The 20035-nt window shown below is 69.5% G+C and carries 17 protein-coding genes and 2 pseudogenes; 7 read left to right on the top strand and 12 right to left on the bottom strand.

What is annotated here, in order from left to right; genetic code table 11:
* Positions 1-30 precede the first annotated feature (30 nt).
* Both KME78_RS13875 and KME78_RS13870 read left to right on the top strand, forming a co-directional pair.
* On the top strand, positions 31-1233 hold the full coding sequence (locus tag KME78_RS13875; protein WP_219529266.1) for a cytochrome P450: 1203 nt from the start codon (positions 31-33) through the stop codon (positions 1231-1233).
* Between the two features lie 19 nt (positions 1234-1252).
* Complete coding sequence (locus KME78_RS13870) at positions 1253-1462, top strand: ferredoxin (protein WP_219529265.1); 210 nt, start codon at positions 1253-1255, stop codon at positions 1460-1462.
* Here the strand turns inward: KME78_RS13870 and htpX are convergent.
* The 6 genes and pseudogenes from htpX to KME78_RS13840 form a co-directional block, all read right to left on the bottom strand.
* Entirely contained in the window at positions 1459-2310 is an 852-nt protein-coding gene (gene htpX / locus KME78_RS13865; RefSeq protein WP_219529264.1) for a zinc metalloprotease HtpX, read from the bottom strand. The genes KME78_RS13870 and htpX overlap by 4 nt on opposite strands.
* 128 nt (positions 2311-2438) lie before the next feature.
* Positions 2439-4019 (bottom strand): NADH-quinone oxidoreductase subunit N, encoded by a 1581-nt coding sequence (locus KME78_RS13860; RefSeq protein ID WP_219529263.1) that lies wholly within the window; start codon positions 4017-4019, stop codon positions 2439-2441.
* Positions 4016-5635: a complex I subunit 4 family protein gene (locus KME78_RS13855; protein WP_308126936.1), complete on the bottom strand. Its 1620-nt coding sequence runs from the start codon at positions 5633-5635 to the stop codon at positions 4016-4018. Before KME78_RS13855 ends, KME78_RS13860 begins: the two co-directional genes overlap by 4 nt.
* 70 nt (positions 5636-5705) lie before the next feature.
* Positions 5706-7616: an NADH-quinone oxidoreductase subunit 5 family protein gene (locus tag KME78_RS13850; RefSeq protein WP_219529262.1), complete on the bottom strand. Its 1911-nt coding sequence runs from the start codon at positions 7614-7616 to the stop codon at positions 5706-5708.
* Positions 7617-7972: 356 nt separating this feature from the next.
* Positions 7973-8254 (bottom strand): annotated as a pseudogene (gene nuoK / locus KME78_RS67930) (NADH-quinone oxidoreductase subunit NuoK); the annotation flags it as partial.
* Complete coding sequence (locus KME78_RS13840; protein WP_219529261.1) at positions 8254-8817, bottom strand: NADH-quinone oxidoreductase subunit J family protein; 564 nt, start codon at positions 8815-8817, stop codon at positions 8254-8256. The pseudogene nuoK and the gene KME78_RS13840, both read right to left, overlap by 1 nt.
* A gap of 166 nt (positions 8818-8983) precedes the next feature.
* Here KME78_RS13840 and KME78_RS13835 point away from each other — a divergent pair, with 166 nt between their 5' ends.
* Positions 8984-9562 (top strand): hypothetical protein, encoded by a 579-nt coding sequence (locus tag KME78_RS13835; protein WP_219529538.1) that lies wholly within the window; start codon positions 8984-8986, stop codon positions 9560-9562.
* A gap of 163 nt (positions 9563-9725) precedes the next feature.
* On the opposite strand, the pseudogene KME78_RS64230 reads toward KME78_RS13835, so the two are convergent.
* A pseudogene (locus KME78_RS64230) lies at positions 9726-9878 on the bottom strand (4Fe-4S ferredoxin); the annotation flags it as partial.
* A gap of 376 nt (positions 9879-10254) precedes the next feature.
* Between KME78_RS64230 and KME78_RS13825 the strand changes: the two are divergent.
* Positions 10255-11391 (top strand): serine/threonine-protein kinase, encoded by a 1137-nt coding sequence (locus KME78_RS13825; RefSeq protein ID WP_219529260.1) that lies wholly within the window; start codon positions 10255-10257, stop codon positions 11389-11391.
* A 432-nt stretch (positions 11392-11823) separates the two neighbouring features.
* On the opposite strand, the gene KME78_RS13820 is transcribed toward KME78_RS13825, so the two are convergent.
* From KME78_RS13820 to KME78_RS13800, 5 genes are all read right to left on the bottom strand, one after another.
* Positions 11824-12804 (bottom strand): hypothetical protein, encoded by a 981-nt coding sequence (locus KME78_RS13820; RefSeq protein ID WP_219529259.1) that lies wholly within the window; start codon positions 12802-12804, stop codon positions 11824-11826.
* A gap of 76 nt (positions 12805-12880) precedes the next feature.
* Positions 12881-13822 (bottom strand): complex I subunit 1/NuoH family protein, encoded by a 942-nt coding sequence (locus tag KME78_RS13815; protein ID WP_219529258.1) that lies wholly within the window; start codon positions 13820-13822, stop codon positions 12881-12883.
* Complete coding sequence (locus tag KME78_RS13810) at positions 13815-14348, bottom strand: NADH-quinone oxidoreductase subunit C (protein WP_219529257.1); 534 nt, start codon at positions 14346-14348, stop codon at positions 13815-13817. The genes KME78_RS13815 and KME78_RS13810 overlap by 8 nt, the downstream gene beginning before the upstream one ends.
* Entirely contained in the window at positions 14345-14875 is a 531-nt protein-coding gene (locus KME78_RS13805; RefSeq protein WP_443687372.1) for an NADH-quinone oxidoreductase subunit B, read from the bottom strand. The genes KME78_RS13810 and KME78_RS13805 overlap by 4 nt, the downstream gene beginning before the upstream one ends.
* A 67-nt stretch (positions 14876-14942) precedes the next feature.
* Positions 14943-15314 carry an NADH-quinone oxidoreductase subunit A gene (locus KME78_RS13800; protein ID WP_219529256.1) on the bottom strand — a complete coding sequence of 124 codons (372 nt, stop codon included), beginning with the start codon at positions 15312-15314 and terminating at the stop codon, positions 14943-14945.
* Positions 15315-15399: 85 nt separating this feature from the next.
* On the opposite strand from KME78_RS13800, the gene KME78_RS13795 reads away from it, so the two are divergent.
* The 3 genes from KME78_RS13795 (at position 15400) to KME78_RS13785 (ending at position 20007) form a co-directional block, all read left to right on the top strand.
* Positions 15400-16872, top strand: a complete 1473-nt coding sequence (locus KME78_RS13795; RefSeq protein ID WP_219529255.1) for a polysaccharide deacetylase family protein — start codon at positions 15400-15402, stop codon at positions 16870-16872.
* A gap of 251 nt (positions 16873-17123) precedes the next feature.
* Entirely contained in the window at positions 17124-18968 is a 1845-nt protein-coding gene (locus KME78_RS13790; RefSeq protein WP_219529254.1) for a 2-oxoacid:acceptor oxidoreductase subunit alpha, read from the top strand.
* Positions 18961-20007: a 2-oxoacid:ferredoxin oxidoreductase subunit beta gene (locus KME78_RS13785; protein WP_219529253.1), complete on the top strand. Its 1047-nt coding sequence runs from the start codon at positions 18961-18963 to the stop codon at positions 20005-20007. The genes KME78_RS13790 and KME78_RS13785 overlap by 8 nt, the downstream gene beginning before the upstream one ends.
* The last annotated feature ends 28 nt before the right edge of the window (positions 20008-20035 follow it).

Here is a 20035-nt window from a genome sequence, read left to right as displayed (position 1 = left end):
TGCGGTCATATCGGCCATCAGGAGGTCACCGTGAGTGGCACGCCCGATTACCCGTTCCGCAATCCCACCGCCCTGGAACCGCCTGAGGAGTGGGCGAACCTGCGCGAGAGCCACCCGGTGGCACCGATCCGGCTCGCCAGCGGCGACGAGGCGTTGCTGCTCACCCGCTACGACGACGTCAAGCAGGTGCTGTCCGATCCGCGGTTCACCCGCCACCTGGACGCCGCCAACGCGGCCAGGACCACCACCAACGCGTCCGGCGGGCCGTTCGCCCAGCGCAAGAGCGGTATGGCCGCCTCGGTCGGCGAGGGGCACCAGCGGTGGCGCCGCCTGGTCGGCAGGGCGTTCACCGCCAAGCGCGTCGCGGCCATGGTGCCGCGGATGACGGCGATGAGCGAGCAGCTGATCGACGCGATGGTGGCGCAGGGGCCGCCGGCCGATCTCGTCTCCGGGCTGGGGTTCCCGCTGCCGGTGTGGGTGATCTGCGATCTGCTCGGGGTGCCGAACGAGGACCGGTTCCGGTTCGCGTACTGGTCGGACACCCTGATGAATCTCTCGAAGTACGAGCAGAAGGAGATCGACGCCGCGCAGGCCGAGTTCAACGAGTACTTCGCCGCGCACATCGCCGCCAAGCAGGCACAACCCGGCGACGACCTGATCAGCGACCTCCTCGCCCTCGTCGAGGAGGACGACCTGATGACGGAGGCCGTGGTGCTGGGCACCGGCCAGAGCCTCCTGGTCGCCGGGCACGAGACCACCGCGAACATGATCGGGAAGATGGTGGCGATGCTGCTGGCTGACCGGCGGCAGTGGGAGCGGCTGCTGGCGGACCCGTCGCTCGTCCGGTCGGCGGTCGAGGAGACCCTGCGCTTCGACGCGAACCCCGGATTCGGGATGCCGCGCTACATCACCGAGGAACTCGAGGTCGGCGGCACGACCCTGCCGCCCGGGACCACCGTGGTCTGCAGCATGGCCTCGGCCAACCGCGACGGACAGGCCTTCGAAGACGCCGACGACCTGGACGTGAGCCGCTCGCCCAACGCCCATCTGTCCTTCGGCGCCGGGCCGTACTCCTGCGTGGGGCAGGCGTTGGCGCGCACCGAGTTGCAGACCGTCCTGTCCGTACTGCTGCGCCGGCTGCCCTCACTGGAGCTGGCCGTTCCCGCCCGCGAACTGGCCCGCCGCGAGGGGCTGCTCGTCGGCGGGCTCCAGCAGGTGCCCGTCAGGTGGTGACCGCGGAGAAGGGACGACCATGAGGGTGGCGGTGGACCGGGACAAGTGCTGCGGCGCGGGACAGTGTGTGATGATCGCGCCGGAGGTGTTCGACCAGGACGAGGACGACGGGATCGTGCTGCTGCTCGACGACACCCCGGAGGCGCGCCTGCACCGGGCCGTGCGCGAGGCGGCGAGCGTCTGCCCGGCCGCCGCGATCCAACTGTCCGAACTTCACGCGACGGATTAGCGGCGGTAGCCTGCCATGCGCTCCAGCCGGGCCACCCGCTCGGAGGTGGGCGGGTGCGTGGAGAACAGCCGTCCGAACCCGGAGCCGCTGAACGGGTTGGCGATCATCATGTGGGAAGCCGAGGTGAGGCGGCTGTTCTCCGGCAGCGGCAGCCGGCGAGCGCCCATCTCGATCTTGCGCAACGCCGACGCCAGCGCCAGCGGATCGCCCGTCAGCCGAGCACCCGACTCGTCCGCCTGGAACTCCCGCGTCCTGGAGATCGCCATCTGCACCATCCCCGCCGCCACCGGCCCGAGCAGCATCATGAGCAGCGCCCCCAGGAACCCGGGCCCCTCATCGTCATCGGACCCACCGAAGAACACGGCCAGATAGCTGAGCCAAGTGATCATCGTGGCCAGTGCCCCGGCCACCGACGAGACCAGGATGTCGCGGTTGTAGACGTGGGACAGCTCGTGCCCGATGACCCCGCGCATTTCGTCCGGGTTGAGCAGCTGCGTGAGCCCGTACGTCACGCAGACCGCGGCCTGGCGTGGGCTCCGCCCGGTCGCGAAGGCGTTCGGTTGGACGGTGGGGGAAATGTACAGGCGCGGCATCGGCTGCCGGGCTTCGGTGGAGAGCTCCCGTACGATCCGGTAGAGCATGGGCTGCTCGACCTCGCTGACCTGCCGCGCCCGCATCGCCGACAGAGCGATCCGATCGGAGAAGAAGTAGGCGACACCACTGCTCGCCATGGCGAGCACGAACGCGATCTGCAGGCCGGTGCCGCCGCCCAACCACCCTCCCACCGCGAGTATCAACGCAGACAGGCCGCCCAGCAGAATGGCGGTGCGCAGACCGTTGTGGTGCAAGGTTCCCCCCTTCGTGGTGTGGGTTCACCCGGTCCAACGACGATGCCCCGGTCCATCGTTCCCCGTCGTGCTCATCCGAAGGCGCAGCGCGACCGAACCGCCTGCTCAAAGCGCTGGAGTCCCCTTGGTCACCCGGAGGCGGACAGCGCCGTCACCCCCAGCACCAGCTGAGGCGCCACCGAGAACAGGAGCGCCACCACCAGCGCGATCCCGACGGCCACCCAGACAGCGGGCAGCGCCCGGCGGACCCCGGCGGGCACGGCCTCGACTGGGGTGAACAGCCGCGCCGTCCAGATCACGTAGTAGTACAGGCCGATCACGGTGTTGACGGCCATGACGACCGCGAGCCACCCGGCTCCACCCTCGATGATCTCCCGGAACACCACCACCTTGGCGAACAGCCCCGCCAGTCCCGGCGGCAGCCCGGCCAGGCAGATCAGGCAGAACGCCAACGCGATCGCCGCCATCGGGCTGCGGAAGGCGAGGCCGCGATAGTCGTCCAGCTCGTTGCGCGCGGTCGTCCGCGACACCAGCATGACGACCGCGAACGCGCCCAGGTTCATGGCCGCGTAGATGACGAGGTACGCCACCGACGCCCCGACCGCACCCGAGGTGAGGCTGGGCGCTCCGGTCCGGGCCGCCACCGCGAGCGGGGCCAGGATGTAGCCCGACTGGGCGACCGAGGACCAGGCCAGGAGGCGTACGGCGGAGCGCTGGCGCATGGCCAGGAGGTTGCCGACCGTCATGGTGAGCGCCGCGACGATCGCGATGATGGGCGCCCAGGTCGCTGCCTGGCCGGGCAGCGCGGTGACCAGGACGAGGATCAGCCCCGCGAACCCGGCCGCCTTCGAGATCACCGAAAGCAGCGCGGCGACCGGGACCGGCGCGCCCTGGTAGACGTCCGCCGCCCAGGAGTGGAACGGCACCGCGGCGATCTTGAACGCGAACCCGGCCACGACGAGCACCAGCCCGACCGTGACCACGCCCGGCAGTCCGTGATCGGCCGCCAGCAGTGCCGAGTGAGCCTCCGGCGTCGCCGCACCCGGCGCGGCGGCCGTCCCGCTGAACACCGAGGCGAGCCGGGAGAGGTAGACCGTCCCGGCGATCCCGTACAGCAGGGAGACCCCGAACAGCATGACGGCCGTCGACACGACCGAGACGAGGAAGAGCTTGACCGCCGCCTCGGAGGAGCGCCCGTCGTAGCGTTTGAGCGCGGTGAGCGCGAACACCGGCAGCGACACCAGCTCCAGGGCCACCACCAGCATGATCAGATCACGCGAGGCAGGCAGGGTCACCGCGCCGACCAGCGTACAGAGCACCAGGAAATACCACTCACCAGCCGGAATGCCACCCCCGGCCAGCTCGGACATGGACATCAGCACGACCACGACGGCCGCGACCAGCACCAGCCCCGCGAAGATCAGCGTGAACCGGTCGACCACGAACGAACACGCCGCCGCACTTCCTGCCCCCGCCGGGGTGGCGAGGCTTTCGGGAACGCAGAAGGTCGCCCGCGGACCGCCACCTCGTACGGCCTGCGCCACGACGAGCCCCAACGCGACGACGATGCCCCCGAGACTGACCAGACCGAGCCCGGTCTGGGTCCGCCCTCCCCTGGGCAGGAACGCGTCGAGCATCAGCACGAGCCCGGCCACCAGCGCGAGGACCAGAGGCACCGCGATGACGAAGTAGTCGATCTGCTGGATCATGACAAGGCCCCCAGCAGGGTCTGTACGGCCGGCGTGGTGAGCGAGAGGAGCAGTTTGGGCCAGAGCCCGAACAGCAGGATCAGCACGATCAACGGCACCCAGGCGGCCCACTCGTACCCCTGGATGTCAGGCAACACCCGCCGCCCGCGCCTGCCGTCGATCGGCTGCTCATCAGGCCACTCGGACGTATCGCTCACCGGGTGAGACCCGCCGGCCGACACCGCGAGCGCCCGTTCAGGCAGCCCGTGCGTCACGCGGGACAGCATGACGAGGAAGTACGCCGCCGTCAGCACCGCGCCCAGCCCACCGATCACCATGAACGTCAGGAACAGCCCCCGCGGCAGCCCGCCCCCAGGCTCGAAGGCACCGAACAGGGACAGCATCTCCCCCCAGAACCCGGCCAGCCCAGGCACCCCGAGCGAGGCGATGGCCGCGAAGGTCAGCACCGACCCCAGGTGAGGAAGCGTCGCCAGCATGCCGCCGCCGAGGGCCCGCATGTCGGCCGTGCCGTAGCGCTCCTTGATCGCGCCGGCGAGGAAGAAGAGCAGGCCGGTGATGAGGCCGTGGGCGACGTTCGCGAACAGGGCGCCGTTGACGCCCACCGTGGTCAGCGAGGCGAAGCCCAGCAGGACGAAGCCCATGTGGCCGACGGACGAGTAGGCGATCATGCGTTTGAGATCGCGCTGCGCGAGGCACGCCAGAGCGCCGTAGACGATGCCGACCACGGCGAACGCCCCCAGCCAAGGCGCCGCCGCCACCGCCCCCTCGGGCAGGACGGGGATGGCGATCCTGGCGAAGCCGTACGTGCCCATCTTCAGCAGCACGCCGGCCAGCAGCACCGAGCCGACGGTGGGCGCCTCGGTGTGCGCGTCGGGCAGCCAGGTGTGCAGCGGCCACATGGGCGTCTTGACCGCCAGCCCGATGCCGATGGCGACGAATGCGAGGATCTGTACGGCTCTGGGCATGCCCGCGCCGTGGGCCTGGCCGAGCGCGACGATGTCGAGCGTGCCGGTCCGCGCCCAGACGAGCAGCAGGCCGAGCAGCATCACGACCGATCCGAGCAGCGTGTACAGGATGAACTTGATCGACGCGCCGCGACGGCCCTTGCCACCCCAGATGGCGATCAGGAAGTACATCGGGAACAGCACGATCTCGAAGAACACGAAGAACAGCAGCAGGTCGAGCGCGAGGAACGTGCCGATCATGCCGACTTCGAGCACGAGCAGCGTGAACACCATCGCCCGAGGCCGCGAACCGCCCGCTCTCGGCCGCAGCAACTGGCCGGGCCCGCGCGCGTCGCCCCAGCTCAGGTAGCCGAAGCAGAGGAACGTCAGGAGGGCGGTCAGCGCGATCAGCGGCAGCGAGATGCCGTCGACGGCCAGGTGGAAGTGGAGCCCCAGCCCAGAGATCCACTCCCGGTCGACGGCGAACTGCGGCCGCGCCGCCTGACCGTAGTCGAACGTCGCCACCATCACCACGGCGAGCACCAGCGTGACACCCGACACGACCAGCCCGTAGACCCGCAGCCACGGGCGCAACGCGGTCGGCGCCACCAGGAGCAGCAGCGCCCCGAGCAGCGGCACGGCCAGCAACGCGACAGGAAGCAGGCTCGTCACGTGAACACCACCGCCCCCACCACAGCGGGAAGCTCGCTCGTCATGTGAACACCGACAGGAAGCCGGCTCGTCATGTGAACACCACCGCCCCCACCACGATCAGGAGGATCCCGGCGAGCACGCCGCTCACGTAGAGCTGGACGTTGCCGTTCTGGGCGAGCCGCAGCAGCCCGGACAGCCCTCGCGCGGACCGTCCCGAGCCGCGCACCGCCCCGTCCACGACCACGTCGTCCGTCCTGACCACGAGCCCGGCCAGCGCCAGGACCGGCCGGACGAACAGGGCGGAGTAGACACCGTCCACGTAGAACGCCCGCTCGCACGGCACGCGCAGCGGACCGAGCAGACGGGCCGGGTCGGCGAGGGGGTCGCTGCGCCAGAACGCGTACACCACCCCGGCGCCGAGCAGCGCGAGCACGAGGCCGATGGCCGCCACCCCCAGGTCCACGTGGAGCCCACCGGCGAGGCCGAGCAGCAGGGCGGGAACCGTGAGGAGCACGATGGGCACGAGCATCGTCCGTGGCGCCTCGCGGACGTCGATCACGTGGGCCGTGCCGGGCTCGGGCTCGGGGAGCGCGACGACTCTCGCCTGGCCGAAGAAGGTACGGAGCCAGGCCCTCGTCGCGTACGCCCCGGTGACGGCGACGGTCGCGAGCGCGCACCCGTACAGCAGCAGGGCGGCGGCGTCCGTCAGACCGCCACCCGAGAGTGCGTGGTCCATGGCCAGCAGGAGTTCGTCCTTGCTGAAGAAGCCGCTCGCCGGGGGCAGGCCCGCGAGGGCGGCGAATCCAATCGTCATCGTGACGAACGTGACCGGCAGCTCCCGTCTCAGGCCGCCCATCTGGGTCATCAGGTTCGAGCCGACATGGTGGATGACCGCGCCCGCGCACAGGAAGAGCAGCGCCTTGAACGCGCCGTGCGTGAGGAGGTGGAAGATCGCCGCGCTGTCGGAGCCCGCCGCCAGCCCGCCGGCCATGTAGGCGAGCTGGCTGATCGTCGAGTACGCGAGCACGCGTTTCAGGTCGTCCTGGGCGAGCGCGGCCAGGGCGGCGCCCAGCATGCCGAGGGCGGCCAGGACGGCCAGCACGTCGAGCGTGGGGCGGGCGGCCAGGAACGCGGGGAAGAGCCGCGCCACGATGAAGATCCCGGCGGCCACCATCGTGGCGGCGTGGATCAGCGCGCTGATGGGCGTCGGGCCCGCCATCGCGTCGGGCAGCCAGGTGTGCAGCGGCACCTGCGCGCTCTTGCCCGCCACCCCGGCGAGCAGCAGCATCGTGCCGGCCACCAGCGTGCCCGTGGACATCTCGGGCACCTTCGCCAGCACATCCGCTATCCGGAAGCTACCCGCGGCGGCGCCGAGCACGAAGATGCCGAACAGGAAGCCGACATCGCCGAGCCGGGTGACCAGGAACGCCTTGATGGCGGCTCGCGAATTGCCCTTGTCCTCCCACCAGTGGCCGATGAGCAGGTATGAGCACAGGCCCATGATCTCCCAGCCCACATAGAGGACGAGGAGGTCGCCCGCGTAGACCACCAGCAGCATCGCGCTGGTGAACAGGCTGATGAAGGCGCTGTAGGAGGGATAGCGCGGGTCGTCGTGGAGGTAACCGACCGAGTAGACCTGTACGGCCAGCGCCACGAGGGTCACCAGGACACCGAGGATGGCGGACAGGTCGTCGGCCTGGAGGGTCAGCGAGATCGGGATGGCGCCGGTGCCGATGGTGCCGTAGGTGCGGCCGACCGCCTGGCCCGGCCGGGCACCTTCGAGAAAGGCGAAACCGGGCTCCCAGGCCAGCCAGACCGCCAGGACCGCGGCGACCGCCGTCGGCACCACCGCGATCCACGCCGCCCGCCTGTTGGCGCCCGCACCTGCCACCGGTCCCGGTGTGCCCGCTGGACGTCGGTGCGGCCAACGGGACAGCAGCAGACCCGCGAAAGCCGCGGCGAAGGGGAGGACCACGGCCAAGAGCGGGAAGATCGTCACAACGTGCCCCCTCGCCTGACAGGCGCGGCCGTCTCGGCCGTCTCGGCCGAATCCCCCGCCGCTGCGGGCTCGCCCAACCGACGAGCCGTCGGGTCTGCCGGATCGTCCGAAGCGCCGGGGCCTGCCGGGCCGCCCGACTTACCGGGATCTGCCGAATCGTCCCCTGTGCCGGGACCCACCGGGCCACTCGACCTGGCGGGGCCTACCGGATCGTCCACCGCACCAGAACCTGACGGATCGCCCGACATACCGGAGCCTTCTGGATCATCCGACGCGCCAGGACCTGCTGGGCCGCCCGACCTACCGGGAGTTGCCGGGGCGGCCGGTGTGCCGGGTTCGGACAGGTCGCGGAGGTGGTCGATGTCGACCGTACGGCGGTTGCGGTAGAGGGCCAGTACGATCGCGAGGCCCAGCCCGACCTCGGCGGCGGCGATCACGATGATGAACAGCGTGAGCACCTGGCCGCTGTGCAGCCGATCGCCCAGCCACACGTCGAACGCGACCAGATTGAGGTTGACTGCGTTGAGCATCAGCTCGACCGACATCAGCACGAGGATCGTGTTGCGCCGGGCGAGCACCCCGTAGACGCCGACGGAGAAGAGGAGCGCGGAGACGACCGCCGGGTAGACGATATGCACTAAGAACCCCCGGTCTGCTCGGGTGGCGAACCCCCGGGAATGTCCGTGCGGGACAGCACGATGGCGCCGATCAACGCGGCCAGCAGCAGCACGGAAAGCGCCTCGAACGGCAGCACCCAGGTGCTGAACACGCTGGCGCCGAGCTCCTTGGCGGCGCCGGAGCCGGGTCTCAGCGGTGTGTACGCCGTATGGAAGCCGTCGATCACCATCGTGACCAGGACGGCCGCCGTCGCCACCGCCACCACGGCCGCCGCCCACCGGTTGCCGCTGTCGAGATCGGCGGAGCGGCCGATCGGAGCACGGGTCAGCATGATGCCGAACAGCAGCAGGACCACCACCGCGCCCACGTAGATGAGCACCTGCACCCAGGCCACGAACTCGGCGGTCAGCACCAGGTAGCCGCCGGCCAGGGCGCCGAAGGAGACGACCAGCCAGAGGGCGGCGTGGACCAGTTGCCTGGTCGTGACGACGAGCAGCGCGGATCCGACCGCCACCGCGCCCAGCAGCAGGAAGACGATCTCCTGCCCGGTGGGTGAAAGATAGGAGGGCACCGCCTCGGTCACGAATCCTCCCCGGACTCCCTTGTCTCATCAGAGCCGAGCCGCCCGGGCGGGCGGATGGATCGAGGGTCGGCCATCCTGCGCCCGCGTCGGCTCGCGCCAGAATTCTGCTCCCCCGCGGCGGGTGGCGACGACGGTCCGCCCGAGCCTGTGGATGACGCCTCGGCAGATGGCTGGCCTGTGGATGACGGGCCGCCTGAAGGTGATGCCGACGGACCGGATGCGGGTGTCGACGGGCCAGAAGCAGACGCTGGCCGACCGGATGGAGGTGCGGACCGACCGGATGTGGGCGCGGGCGAACCGGATGGAGGTGCGGGCGAACCGGATGTGGGTGTCGGCGGGCCGGAAGCAGGTGCTGACCGACCGGATGTGGACGCAGGTGAGCCGGGAGCAGGTGCCGACGACCCGGACGCGGGACCTGGCCTGCCAGGACGGTCAGCGCCCGAGTCTGCGGCACCAGAACGGTCAGCGCCCGAACCCGCGGCGCCAGGACGGTCAGCGGCGGCGTCTGCGGCACCGCGACGGTCATCCGCCGAACCAGCAGCTTCAGGACGGTCAGCGGTCGCGTCTGCGGCACCAGTCCGGTCAGGGGCCGAACCCGCGACACCAGAACGGTCGGCGGCCGAACCTGCGGCGTCGCGACGGTCGGCACCGGTGCGACCGGAGCTTGGGCGGGCGGCCGTGCCTGCGGTGCCGGGGCGGGCGGCACCCGCGCCTGTGGCGCCGGGGCGGCGGGGAGCGGCCGTGAGTTCCTTCGGGGGCGCGGCGCCGGGGTCGTGGGCGGGTGGCGGCGGGACCGTGGGGGCCCAGGCCGCGAGCCGGTCCTTCTCATGCAGCAGGTTGCGGATGTCGCCCTCGGCGTACTCGAACTCGGGCGACCAGAACAACGCGTCGAACGGGCACACCTCGATGCAGATCCCGCAGTACATGCACAGGGCGAAGTCGATGGCGAACCGGTCGAGAACGTTCCGCTGGCGGGCACGCCCACCCTCAGGGGCCGGGAGGGTCTCCTTGTGCGAGTCGATGTAGATGCACCAGTCGGGGCACTCGCGGGCGCAGAGCATGCAGGAGGTGCAGTTCTCTTCGACCAGGGCGATGACACCGCGGCTGCGCGGCGGGAGGGCGGGCTTGACCTCGGGATACTGCTGCGTTACGGATTTGCGCAGCATGTGACGAAGAGTCACCGATAGACCCTTCGCGAGGCCGACTCCCGGTATCCGCGCCATATCAACATCATGTCGCACTTGACCGTTCAGGTGAATGATCCCGGCCCGTTGTCCCCAAGTTTTCCACAGTCATCCACAGGCTGACGGGAGGTTATCCACAAGATGTGTCCACAGCCGATATGTGAAAGTCCCGCGCGATAGTCTTCCCGCCATGTCGTACAGCCAGCCTGCCCGTCCCACTAGCGGAGCGTGGGCGGCTGCCATCGTGTGGGCGGTGCTGCCTCTGATGACGTGTGGGCTGGCGACGCCGTTCACGATCGGCTTCGCGGCCTACTGGCTGCGGAGCTCGTGGCATGTCGTCGCGGCGGGCATCTACGCCATCTCCATCGGCTCTTTCGTGATGGCGGCCTTGGCCTACGACCGGTTCGAGGACATGCCGGGCCCGCTGTCGGGGTTGGTCTCGATCGGACTGGTCGTCAGCTGGCTGGGCGGGGTCATCCACTCGGCCGTCCTGGTCCCCACGATGGTCAGGGCGCGCCGCAACGGACCCGTCCATCAGCCTCCCCACCAGCACCGGAGCACTCCGCCGCCGTTCGATCTGCACCAGCGCACCACCGCTCCGAGTCAACAGCGCCGACCGCATGAGCCCGAGTGGATCGGGCACTACCGGGTGCTCCAGCCGCTCGGGCGGGGCGGGCAGGGCGCGGTCTATCTCGCGATGGCGCCCAACGGCGTACGCGTCGCCGTCAAGGTCCTGCACGACCTCGTGGACGACGTGGCACGGGCCAGGTTCGCCAGGGAGGTCGACGCGGCCCGGCGGGTGGCGACGTTCTCCACAGCGCGGGTGCTCGACGTCAGCATCACGGGTCAGCACGCCTACATCGTCAGCGAATACGTCGAGGGCCCGTCGCTCGAACATCTCGTACGGAAGTACGGCCCGCGCGACGAGGACAGCCTGACGCGACTGGCGTTATCCACAGCCGGAGCGCTCGCCGCCATCCACAAGGCGGGGATCGTCCACCGCGACTTCAAGCCGAGCAACGTGCTGATCGGGCCGGACGGGCCGCGGGTGATCGACTTCGGGATCGCGCGGGCGCTCGACCAGATGACGATGACCTCGGGCAAGATGGTCGGCACCCCGCCTTACATGTCTCCCGAGCAGTTGACCGGGGCGCCGGTGGGGCCGGCGTCCGACGTGTTCAGCTGGGCGGTGACGATGATGTTCGCGGCGACGGGGCGGCCGGCGTTCGGGGAGGATACGGTGCCGGCGGTGTTCAATCGGGTGCTCACCGTCCACCCGGACCTGTCGCCACTGCCGCCCGCCCTCCGCGGCATCGTGGGCTCCTGCCTCCACAAGAGCCCCGACGATCGCCCGTCCGCGTCCGACGTGATGCTGGCCATCGTCCACTGATCGCCGATCGGGTTGATCCACCGTCACGGACGCCGACCACCGACCGGGTCGATGCCGCCACACCGCACGCCAGCCTCCACACGGATCCATGCCGCCCGACCGGCAGAGCCGCGCAACAGGGTCTCTACCGCCACACCGGACACCAACCACCGCACGGGCCCACGCCCACAGACCGGCAGAGCCACGCAACAGGGTCTCTACCGCCACAGCAGACACCAACCACCGCACGGGCCCACGCCGCCCGACCGGCAGAGCCACGCAACGGACGTCAACCACCGATCGGGGAGAAGGTCGCGATCTTGTACGGCAAGCCACCCCAGCCGCTGCCCGCCGACCAGGGCCGGGCTCTGTCACTTCAACGGCCCTGAGGTGTGCGTGGCGCGCGCCGTAACGGGACGGCGAAATCCGCTGAGCCCCCAAGGACAGCCGGCGTCAGATGGTGGCGTCCCGGGCGTTGCGGGTCAGGTTCAGATACTCCTCCCGTGAGATCGAGTGCACCGCCAGCGGCAGCTTGTGGCGGTCCGCGAAGCGGTGGACGGCGTCGGGGGCCCAGCCGCCGGGCAGGTGGTGCACAGGCCCGCCCTCCCCGTCGAGGATGAACAGGCCGGCCAACTCGTCATAGCGGTAGAGCAACAGGGACGCGGCCTTCCTCCGGCCCTCGCCGATCTCGATGGGCGTTGTCTGTTCCTTGCCCCGATGCACCTGCAACTTCTCGTCTGGGAGCACCGAGAGATACGGCCCTCCGGCGGAGCCGAGGATCAGGCCGCGGTTCGCGCGCCAGCGATGGACGCGGGCGGACACCGGGCGCAGCACGAGGAGCACGGGGCTGAAGCCGATGGCCAGCCACTTGGCCTCCATAAGGTCAAGGAGTGACCTGCCGATCATGGAGATCCCGCGCCAGGCCGCCCACATGCCGGTCGACGCCAGGTAGACCATCACCGCCAGCCCGGCGACGCCGACCCCGATGCTCACCGGCCCGCGATACCTGGCCAGGAACGGCCGCGGCAGGCCCCGGAAGCGGCGCCAGCCTGGGGCGCGGCCGGCGAGCACCGCCCGGACCCGCTTCGAGGCCTCTCCCCGGGCGTCGACGACGGGGAGGCCCGCGTACTCCACGAACGCGGCCACGTCGGGGACATGCCACTCGCCCGGCAGGTCGACCAGCACCAGGCCGTCGCCGTCGAGCGCGGCCAGGCCCCGGACCGAGAGGGTCTTGACCTTCCTCCCTGACCCGAGGATCCGCTGCTCATAGCGGTAGTGATAGAGCGTCGCGGGCATCACGCGCACGGATTGGCCGGACGCGTCGTCGGAGACGGCCAACGCCGAGCCGTCCCATAACACCTCCGTCCGGGGACAGGGAGTCCCCGCCACCGCCCCCGCGACCGGCCGAAGCCGAGGTTGAGATCGTACGTCCATGAAGATCACCCTCCACAGGCCCCTTATCCACATAAGACGGATAAGCCGGAGGTAAAGTGCCGACAAACCAGCCGAACTACGTGAGCACCTTCACGACGCCCGTGAGCGCCAGCTGGACCAGCGCCAACGGCACCAGCCCCACCCACGCCAGCTTCTGCAACTGATCCTCACGCATCCGGGGAAAGCTCACCCGCAGCCAGATCACCACAAAAGCCAGCGCGAACACCTTGACCAGCGTCCACACCCACCCGGCCAGCAACGGCCCGTGCCATCCGCCCAGGAACAGCACGGTGGTCAGGAACGACAGCACGACGATCCCGGCGTACTCCGAGAGCATGAACAGGGCGAACCGCATCCCGGTGTATTCGGTCATCGGCCCCATGATGATCTCGGACTCGGCGATCGGCATGTCGAACGGCGGCCGGCGCAGCTCGGCCAGCCCGGCCAGGAAGAACACCACGCCGCCGATGGCCTGCCACGGCAGCCACCACCACTGCCACGCCGAGACGATCGCCGGGATGGACAGCGTGCCCGCCGCCATCGCGACGGAGGAGGCGGCCAGCACCAGCGGCAGCTCGTACGACATGAGCTGGGCGGCCGACCGCATGCCGCCGAGCACCGAGTATTTGTTGGCCGACGCCCACCCCGCCATGATCGAGCCGAGCACGCCGATGCCCATCACCGCGAGCACGAAGAACAGCCCGAGGTCAAGGTCCACGCCGACCAGCCCCTGGTCGACGGGGATGGCGATCAGCACGAGCAGGTACGGCACCAGCGCGACACCGGGCGCGATCATGAAGACGCGCCGGTCGGCGGCGGCCGGGATGACGTCCTCCTTCTGCGCGAACTTCACCCCGTCGGCGATGAGCTGCGCCCAGCCGTGGAAGCCGCCCGCGTACATCGGCCCAAGGCGCGACTGCATGTGCGCCATGACCTTGTGCTCGGTCTGCCCGACGATCAGCGGCAGCACGAGGAACACGATGAGGATGGCGGCGAAGCGCAGCACCACGTCAAGCATCGGGTGTCCCCCAGTCGGCGGGTACGCCAGGCGGCAGCGTCTTGCGCCGGCTCGGCGAGCCGTGCCCGGATTCGCCCGGCTCCTTGGCTCCCGGCCAGGGCTTGGCCACCCGGGCGGCGAGGATGAAGTCCTTGCGCAGCGGATGCCCCTCGAACCCGTCGGGCAGCAACAGCGGCACCAGATAGGGGTGGCCGTCGAAGAGCACCCCGAACATCTCGTACGTCTCGCGCTCGTGCCAGTTGGCGCCCCGGTAGACGCCCACGGCGGAGGGCAGCCGCGGATCTTCGCGCGGCACCCGGGTGCGGACGAGCACCCGCTCGCACGATTCGGGGTCGTAGACGTGGGCGACCACGAAGAACCCGTCAGGCGGATCGTCGACGCCGGTCAGCCAGTCGAAGAAGGTGTGGCCGGAGTCCCTGAGGAAGGTCAGGACCTCGATCCAGTCGGCCGGGCCGACGTCGACGGTGGACTCGCCGAAGGAAGTGGAGACGGAGACCCGCTCGCCGAAGCGCTCCTCAAGCGTCACGAGACATCCCCATGCGAGCGGGACCAGACGTAGCGGTCGCTGAGCTTCTCGGCGGCGATCTTCTCCTGGAGCTTCATGATCCCGTGGAGCAGCGCCTCCGGTCTGGGCGGGCAGCCGGGCACATAGACATCGACGGGAATGATCTGGTCGACGCCGTTGGTGACGCAGTAGGAGTCCCAGTAGGGGCCGCCGGTGTTGGAGCAGGCGCCGAACGAGATCACGTACTTCGGATCGGGCATCTGCTCGTAGAGGCGCTTGACGGCGGGGGCCATCTTGTCGGTGACGGTGCCCGAGACGATCATCAGGTCGGCCTGGCGCGGCCCGTTGGCGAACGGGATCACCCCGAACCGGATGAAGTCATGGCGGCTCATCGAGGTCGCGATGAACTCGATCGCGCAGCAGGCGAGCCCGAAGTTGAACACCCACAGCGAATAACGCCGCCCCCAGTTGAGCACGAAGCGCATCGGCTTGGGTGCCAAGCGCGAGATCGGCCCCACCGTGGGCATCGGGAGATCCGTGGCTGCCATAAGGCCATTGTCCCGCGTGATCTACCCAAGGAGTAGGGGGGCGGCGGATGATCGACCGAAAAACAACCTAAGTCCAGCCGAGTACGCGCTTCCGCCAGGCGTAGAGGATGCCGAGCGCGATGAACCCCAGGAAGACGAACATCTCCACGAGCGTCGTCAGCCCGTATCCCGGCGCGTCGAAGACCGTGGCCCACGGGAACAGGAATACGGCGTCCACGGCGAAGACCACGTACAGGTACGTGAAGACGTAGTAACGCACCTGCGACTGGGCCCAGCCGTCGCCGACGGGGTCGACGCCGCACTCGTAGGTGGTCAGCTTGTCGGCCGTCGGCCTGGTCGGGCGCAGGAGACGGTTGACCGTGAGGGCCCCGGCCACGATGGCCACGCCGATGGCGAGCAGCGCGGCGACCAGCACATAGGACCCGAAGTAGCCGTCCATGTCCTGATCGTAACTCAGTCAAGCCTCATCCCCCATAACCCCAAATCGGGGCAAACCGCATGATCTACCATTTAATCTGACCTTCATGCACAAAAAGGGACTCATTGGAGGAATCGCCCTGCTGGCCCTTTCCGCCGTGGGTGGTGGCCTGGCCACCGCATCCCCCGAGCGGGACGTCCTGGTCCCCGCGGAGCCGACCATGATCGACTTTGTCGACCCCGCGACCGTGGGCGGCCTGGTCGCCAGGACCATGGTCGAGGACCACGGCGGGCGCGCGCGTCGCCATGTGCATATCACCTACCCCGAGCTGCGGGACGCGCCCCGCCTCAACAAGGCCCTGCGCGACGAGGCCGAGCGGACGCTCCGCGACTTCCGCGACCTCACCAGGTTCGACGCCCCGCGGCCCCGCCCCGAGCTGAACGTGGACTGGCAGCTCGCCGCCGCCTCCGGCGACATCGTGGGCGTGCGGCTGCGCACCGGCGAGTCCCTCGGCACCGGCTGGGGCAACTCCACCCGGACCCTCTGGTACGACCGGCGGACCGGCAAGGCGACCGGCTCGGCCGGCCTGCTCGCCGGCCAGTCCGCGATGCGCGATCTCACGCGGCTGGTCAAGGAGCGGCTCGCGAAGCGCGGATCCCCGATGGACCTCGGCAGGGTGAGGGGCGACCAGCTCGACTCGATGGCCTTCAACCAGAGCGGGGACCTGGTGGTGGAGTTCGACGACTGCCAGGTCGGGCCGTGCTCCCTCGGCCGCCTGGCCGTGGCCGTACCCGCCCGGCAGGCCGATCCCCTGCTGTCGCCGACGGGACGGCGCGCGCAGGAGGCGGTGCGGGAGGCCGCCAGGCAGGCGTCGCCGACCACACCGAGGACGCTCCCGTCACCCAGTCCCGAGGCCGTCAGCAACCAGGCGGGCTCGGTCGACTGCACCAAGGCCAAGTGCATCGCGCTGACCTTCGCCGACGGGCCGGGACCGAACACGCCCAGGCTGCTCGACACGCTGCGCCGAGCCGGGGCGCGGGCCACCTTCTTCGTCGTCGGCACCAACGCCGCGACCCGGCCGGACCTGCTGGCCAGGATGAGCACCGAAGGGCATCTGGTGGCCAACCACACCTGGGCGCACCTGGACCTGTCGAAGTTGCCGACCAGCAAGATCGCCGACTCGCTCCGCCGTACCCAGGACACCATCACGGCGGCCATCGGCGAGCGGCCCACGCTGATGCGGCCGCCGTACGGAGCGATGAACCAGGACGTCCTGGACGTGGCGCAAGAGATGGGCCTGGCCGTCGTGGGCCAGAATGTCGACGCGGGTGACCTGCGCGCGAAGGACGCGAAGGCGATCGCCGACCGGGTGACCGCGCAGGCGGGCGCCGGGGCCATCGTGCTCCTGCACGATGTTCGGGCGGCGACCGTTGACGCGGTTCCGGACATCCTCAAAAAGCTGCGCGGGAAGGGTTACACGCTTGTCACTGTTCCAGAATTGTACGGAACGGCAGGTATGCAGGCCGGACGGCTTTACCGATCAGGGTCGGAGATCGCGCGTCATCGCCCCCTGACGTAAGTCACGCCTGGGGGGGACGTATAGTTGGCGCTCGTGACCCGAACAGTCCTCTTCGCACGCCTGCACGTCGACCTGTGCAGAATCGCCGCAGGGCTGTGTCACCCCTAGTGGTTCTCCGGTATCCCCTGATTGCCCCCGCGTTTACCCGCATTCTGTAGCGAGGAAACGTGTTGAACCTCGCGAGGATCTAGCATGGAACTGAGAACGCGCCACATACGACCGCGCCTCGGCGCGTCGGGGAGGACTGAGCTGTGACGAAGCAGGTCCAGCAACTCGACCGCGTGATCATCAGATTCGCCGGCGACTCCGGCGACGGCATGCAGCTCACCGGCGACCGCTTCACCGCGGGCACCGCGGAGTTCGGCAACGACCTGTCGACGCTGCCCAACTTCCCCGCCGAGATCCGGGCCCCCGCAGGCACGCTGCCCGGCGTCTCCAGCTTCCAGTTGCACTTCGCCGACCACGACATCCTGACGCCAGGCGACGCTCCCAACGTGCTCGTCGCGATGAACCCCGCAGCGCTCAAGGCCAACCTGGGTGACCTGCCCCGCGGCGCCGACATCATCGCCAACATCGACGAGTTCACCAAGCGCAACCTGCAGAAGGTCGGCTACGCGGTCAACCCGCTGGAGGACGACTCGCTCAGCGAGTGGCGCGTCCACGCCGTGGCGCTGACCTCGCTGACGGTCAAGGCGCTCGAAGGCTTCGATCTGTCCAAGAAGGACGCCGAGCGTTCGAAGAACATGTTCGCGCTGGGTCTGCTCTCGTGGCTGTACCACCGGCCGACCGAGCACACGATCAAGTTCCTCGAGCAGAAGTTCGCCAAGAAGCCGGAGATCGCCAAGGCCAACATCGCGGCCTTCCAGGCGGGCTGGAACTACGGCGAGACCACCGAGGCGTTCTCGGTCTCCTACGAGGTGAAGCCGGCTCAGCTGGCGCCGGGTGTCTACCGCAACATCTCCGGCAACCAGGCCCTGGCCTACGGCCTGATCGCGGCGTCGGTGCAGTCGAAGCTGCCGCTGTTCCTCGGGTCCTACCCGATCACGCCGGCCAGCGACATCCTGCACGAGTTGTCCAAGCACAAGCGGTTCGGCGTCCGCACCTTCCAGGCGGAGGACGAGATCGCCGGCGTCGGCGCGGCGCTGGGCGCGGCGTTCGGCGGCGCGCTGGGCGTGACCACGACGTCGGGGCCCGGTGTGGCGCTCAAGGCCGAGACGGTCGGCCTGGCGGTCACCACCGAGCTGCCGCTGCTCATCGTGGACGTGCAGCGGGCCGGGCCGAGCACCGGCATGCCGACCAAGACCGAGCAGACCGACCTGCTGATGGCCATGTTCGGCCGCAACGGCGAGTCCCCGGTGCCGATCGTGGCGCCGATGTCGCCGAGCGACTGCTTCGACGCGGCCATCGAGGCGGCGCGGATCGCGGTCAAGTACCGCACCCCGGTCATGCTGCTGTCGGACGGCTACCTGGCCAACGGCTCCGAGCCGTGGCGCCTGCCGGAGGTCTCCGAACTTCCCGACATCTCCCAGGAGTTCACCACGGCGCCCAACGGCGACGACGGCGAGTTCCTGCCGTTCAAGCGGGACACCGACACGCTGGCCCGCCCGTGGGCCGTCCCCGGCACGCCGGGCCTGGAGCACCGCATCGGCGGCATCGAGAAGGCCGACGGCACGGGCAACATCAGCTACGACCCGGACAACCACGACCTGATGGTCAGGACCCGGGCGGCCAAGATCGCCGGCATCGACGTGCCCGACCTCGAGGTCGATGACGCCGACGGCGACGCCAAGGTGCTGGTGCTCGGCTGGGGTTCGACCTACGGCCCGATCGCGGCGGCCGTCCGCCGCATCAGGAGGGCCGGTGGCAAGGTCGCGCAGGCGCACCTGCGGCACCTCAACCCCCTGCCCGCCAACACCGGCGAGATCCTCAAGAGCTACGACAAGGTGCTGCTGCCCGAGATCAACCTGGGCCAGCTCGCCCTGCTGCTGCGGGCGCGCTACCTCGTCGACATCATCAGCTACAACCGAGTGCGCGGGCTTCCGTTCAAGGCCGAGGAGCTGGCCGGAGTCATCCAGGACGTGATCGACAGTGACTGAGCTGGTAAATGGGCGGGGCCTCTCGCTCGTCCCCAAGACCGACACCAAGCAGACCCTGAAGGACTTCAAGTCCGACCAGGAGGTCCGCTGGTGCCCCGGTTGCGGTGACTACGCGATCCTGGCCGCCGTACAGAGCTTCCTGCCGGAGCTGGGGCTGAAGCGCGAGAACATCGTGTTCGTCTCCGGCATCGGCTGCTCGTCCCGCTTCCCGTACTACCTCAACACCTACGGCTTCCACTCGATCCACGGCCGTGCGCCGGCGATCGCGACCGGGCTCGCCGCGAGCAGGCCCGACCTGTCGGTGTGGGTGATCACGGGTGACGGTGACGCGCTGTCGATCGGCGGCAACCACCTGATCCACGCGCTGCGCCGCAACGTCAACCTGAACATCCTGCTGTTCAACAACAGGATCTACGGTCTGACCAAGGGCCAGTACTCTCCCACCTCGGAAGTCGGCAAGATCACCAAATCGACGCCGATGGGCTCGCTGGACAAGCCGTTCAACCCGATCTCGCTGGCCATCGGCGCCGAGGCGTCGTTCGTGGCCAGGACCATCGACTCCGACCGCAAGCACCTGCAGTCGGTGCTGCGTGAGGCCACCGCTCACCGTGGCACGTCGCTGGTGGAGATCTACCAGAACTGCAACATCTTCAACGACAACGCCTTCGAGCAGCTCAAGGATCCGGAGATCCGCGACGACATCACGCTCAGGCTGGAGCACGGCCAGCCGATCGTGTCGGCGTCGAAGGCGGTCGTCAGGGCCGCCAACGGCGGCATCGAGGTGGCCGACCGCGCCTCGGTGAGCGCGGACCAGATCATGGTGCACGACGCGCACAACCCGGACCCGTCGCTGGCCTTCGCGCTGTCGCGGCTCGACGAGCCCGCGTTCGAGCACGTGCCGATCGGCGTGTTCCGCTCGATCGACCGGCCCGCGTACGACGTGCTGATGGCCGAGCAGATGGAGGAGGCCGTGGCTCAGAAGGGACCCGGCGACCTCAGCGACCTGCTCCTGGGTGGCGACACCTGGCGTATCGGCTAAACCACCGGGTAACGCAGCTCCTTCGCGA

Source organism: Nonomuraea guangzhouensis (assembly GCF_019396345.1).
Lineage (GTDB): Bacteria > Actinomycetota > Actinomycetes > Streptosporangiales > Streptosporangiaceae > Nonomuraea > Nonomuraea guangzhouensis.
The sequence above is the reverse complement of the archived record's forward strand: the minus strand, read 5'-3'. Positions and strand labels throughout refer to the sequence as shown.

What these genes read in the sequence shown, in the direction of transcription:
- KME78_RS13870 (WP_219529265.1), top strand. Translation starts at nt 1,253, where the DNA reads ATGAGGGTGGCGGTGGACCGGGACAAGTGCTGCGGCGCGGGACAGTGT.
- KME78_RS13860 (WP_219529263.1), bottom strand. Translation starts at nt 4,019, where the DNA reads ATGATCCAGCAGATCGACTACTTCGTCATCGCGGTGCCTCTGGTCCTC.
- KME78_RS13835 (WP_219529538.1), top strand. Translation starts at nt 8,984, where the DNA reads ATGGCTGGCCTGTGGATGACGGGCCGCCTGAAGGTGATGCCGACGGAC.
- KME78_RS13820 (WP_219529259.1), bottom strand. Translation starts at nt 12,804, where the DNA reads ATGGACGTACGATCTCAACCTCGGCTTCGGCCGGTCGCGGGGGCGGTG.
- KME78_RS13815 (WP_219529258.1), bottom strand. Translation starts at nt 13,822, where the DNA reads ATGCTTGACGTGGTGCTGCGCTTCGCCGCCATCCTCATCGTGTTCCTC.
- KME78_RS13805 (WP_443687372.1), bottom strand. Translation starts at nt 14,875, where the DNA reads ATGGCAGCCACGGATCTCCCGATGCCCACGGTGGGGCCGATCTCGCGC.
- KME78_RS13800 (WP_219529256.1), bottom strand. Translation starts at nt 15,314, where the DNA reads ATGGACGGCTACTTCGGGTCCTATGTGCTGGTCGCCGCGCTGCTCGCC.
- KME78_RS13795 (WP_219529255.1), top strand. Translation starts at nt 15,400, where the DNA reads ATGCACAAAAAGGGACTCATTGGAGGAATCGCCCTGCTGGCCCTTTCC.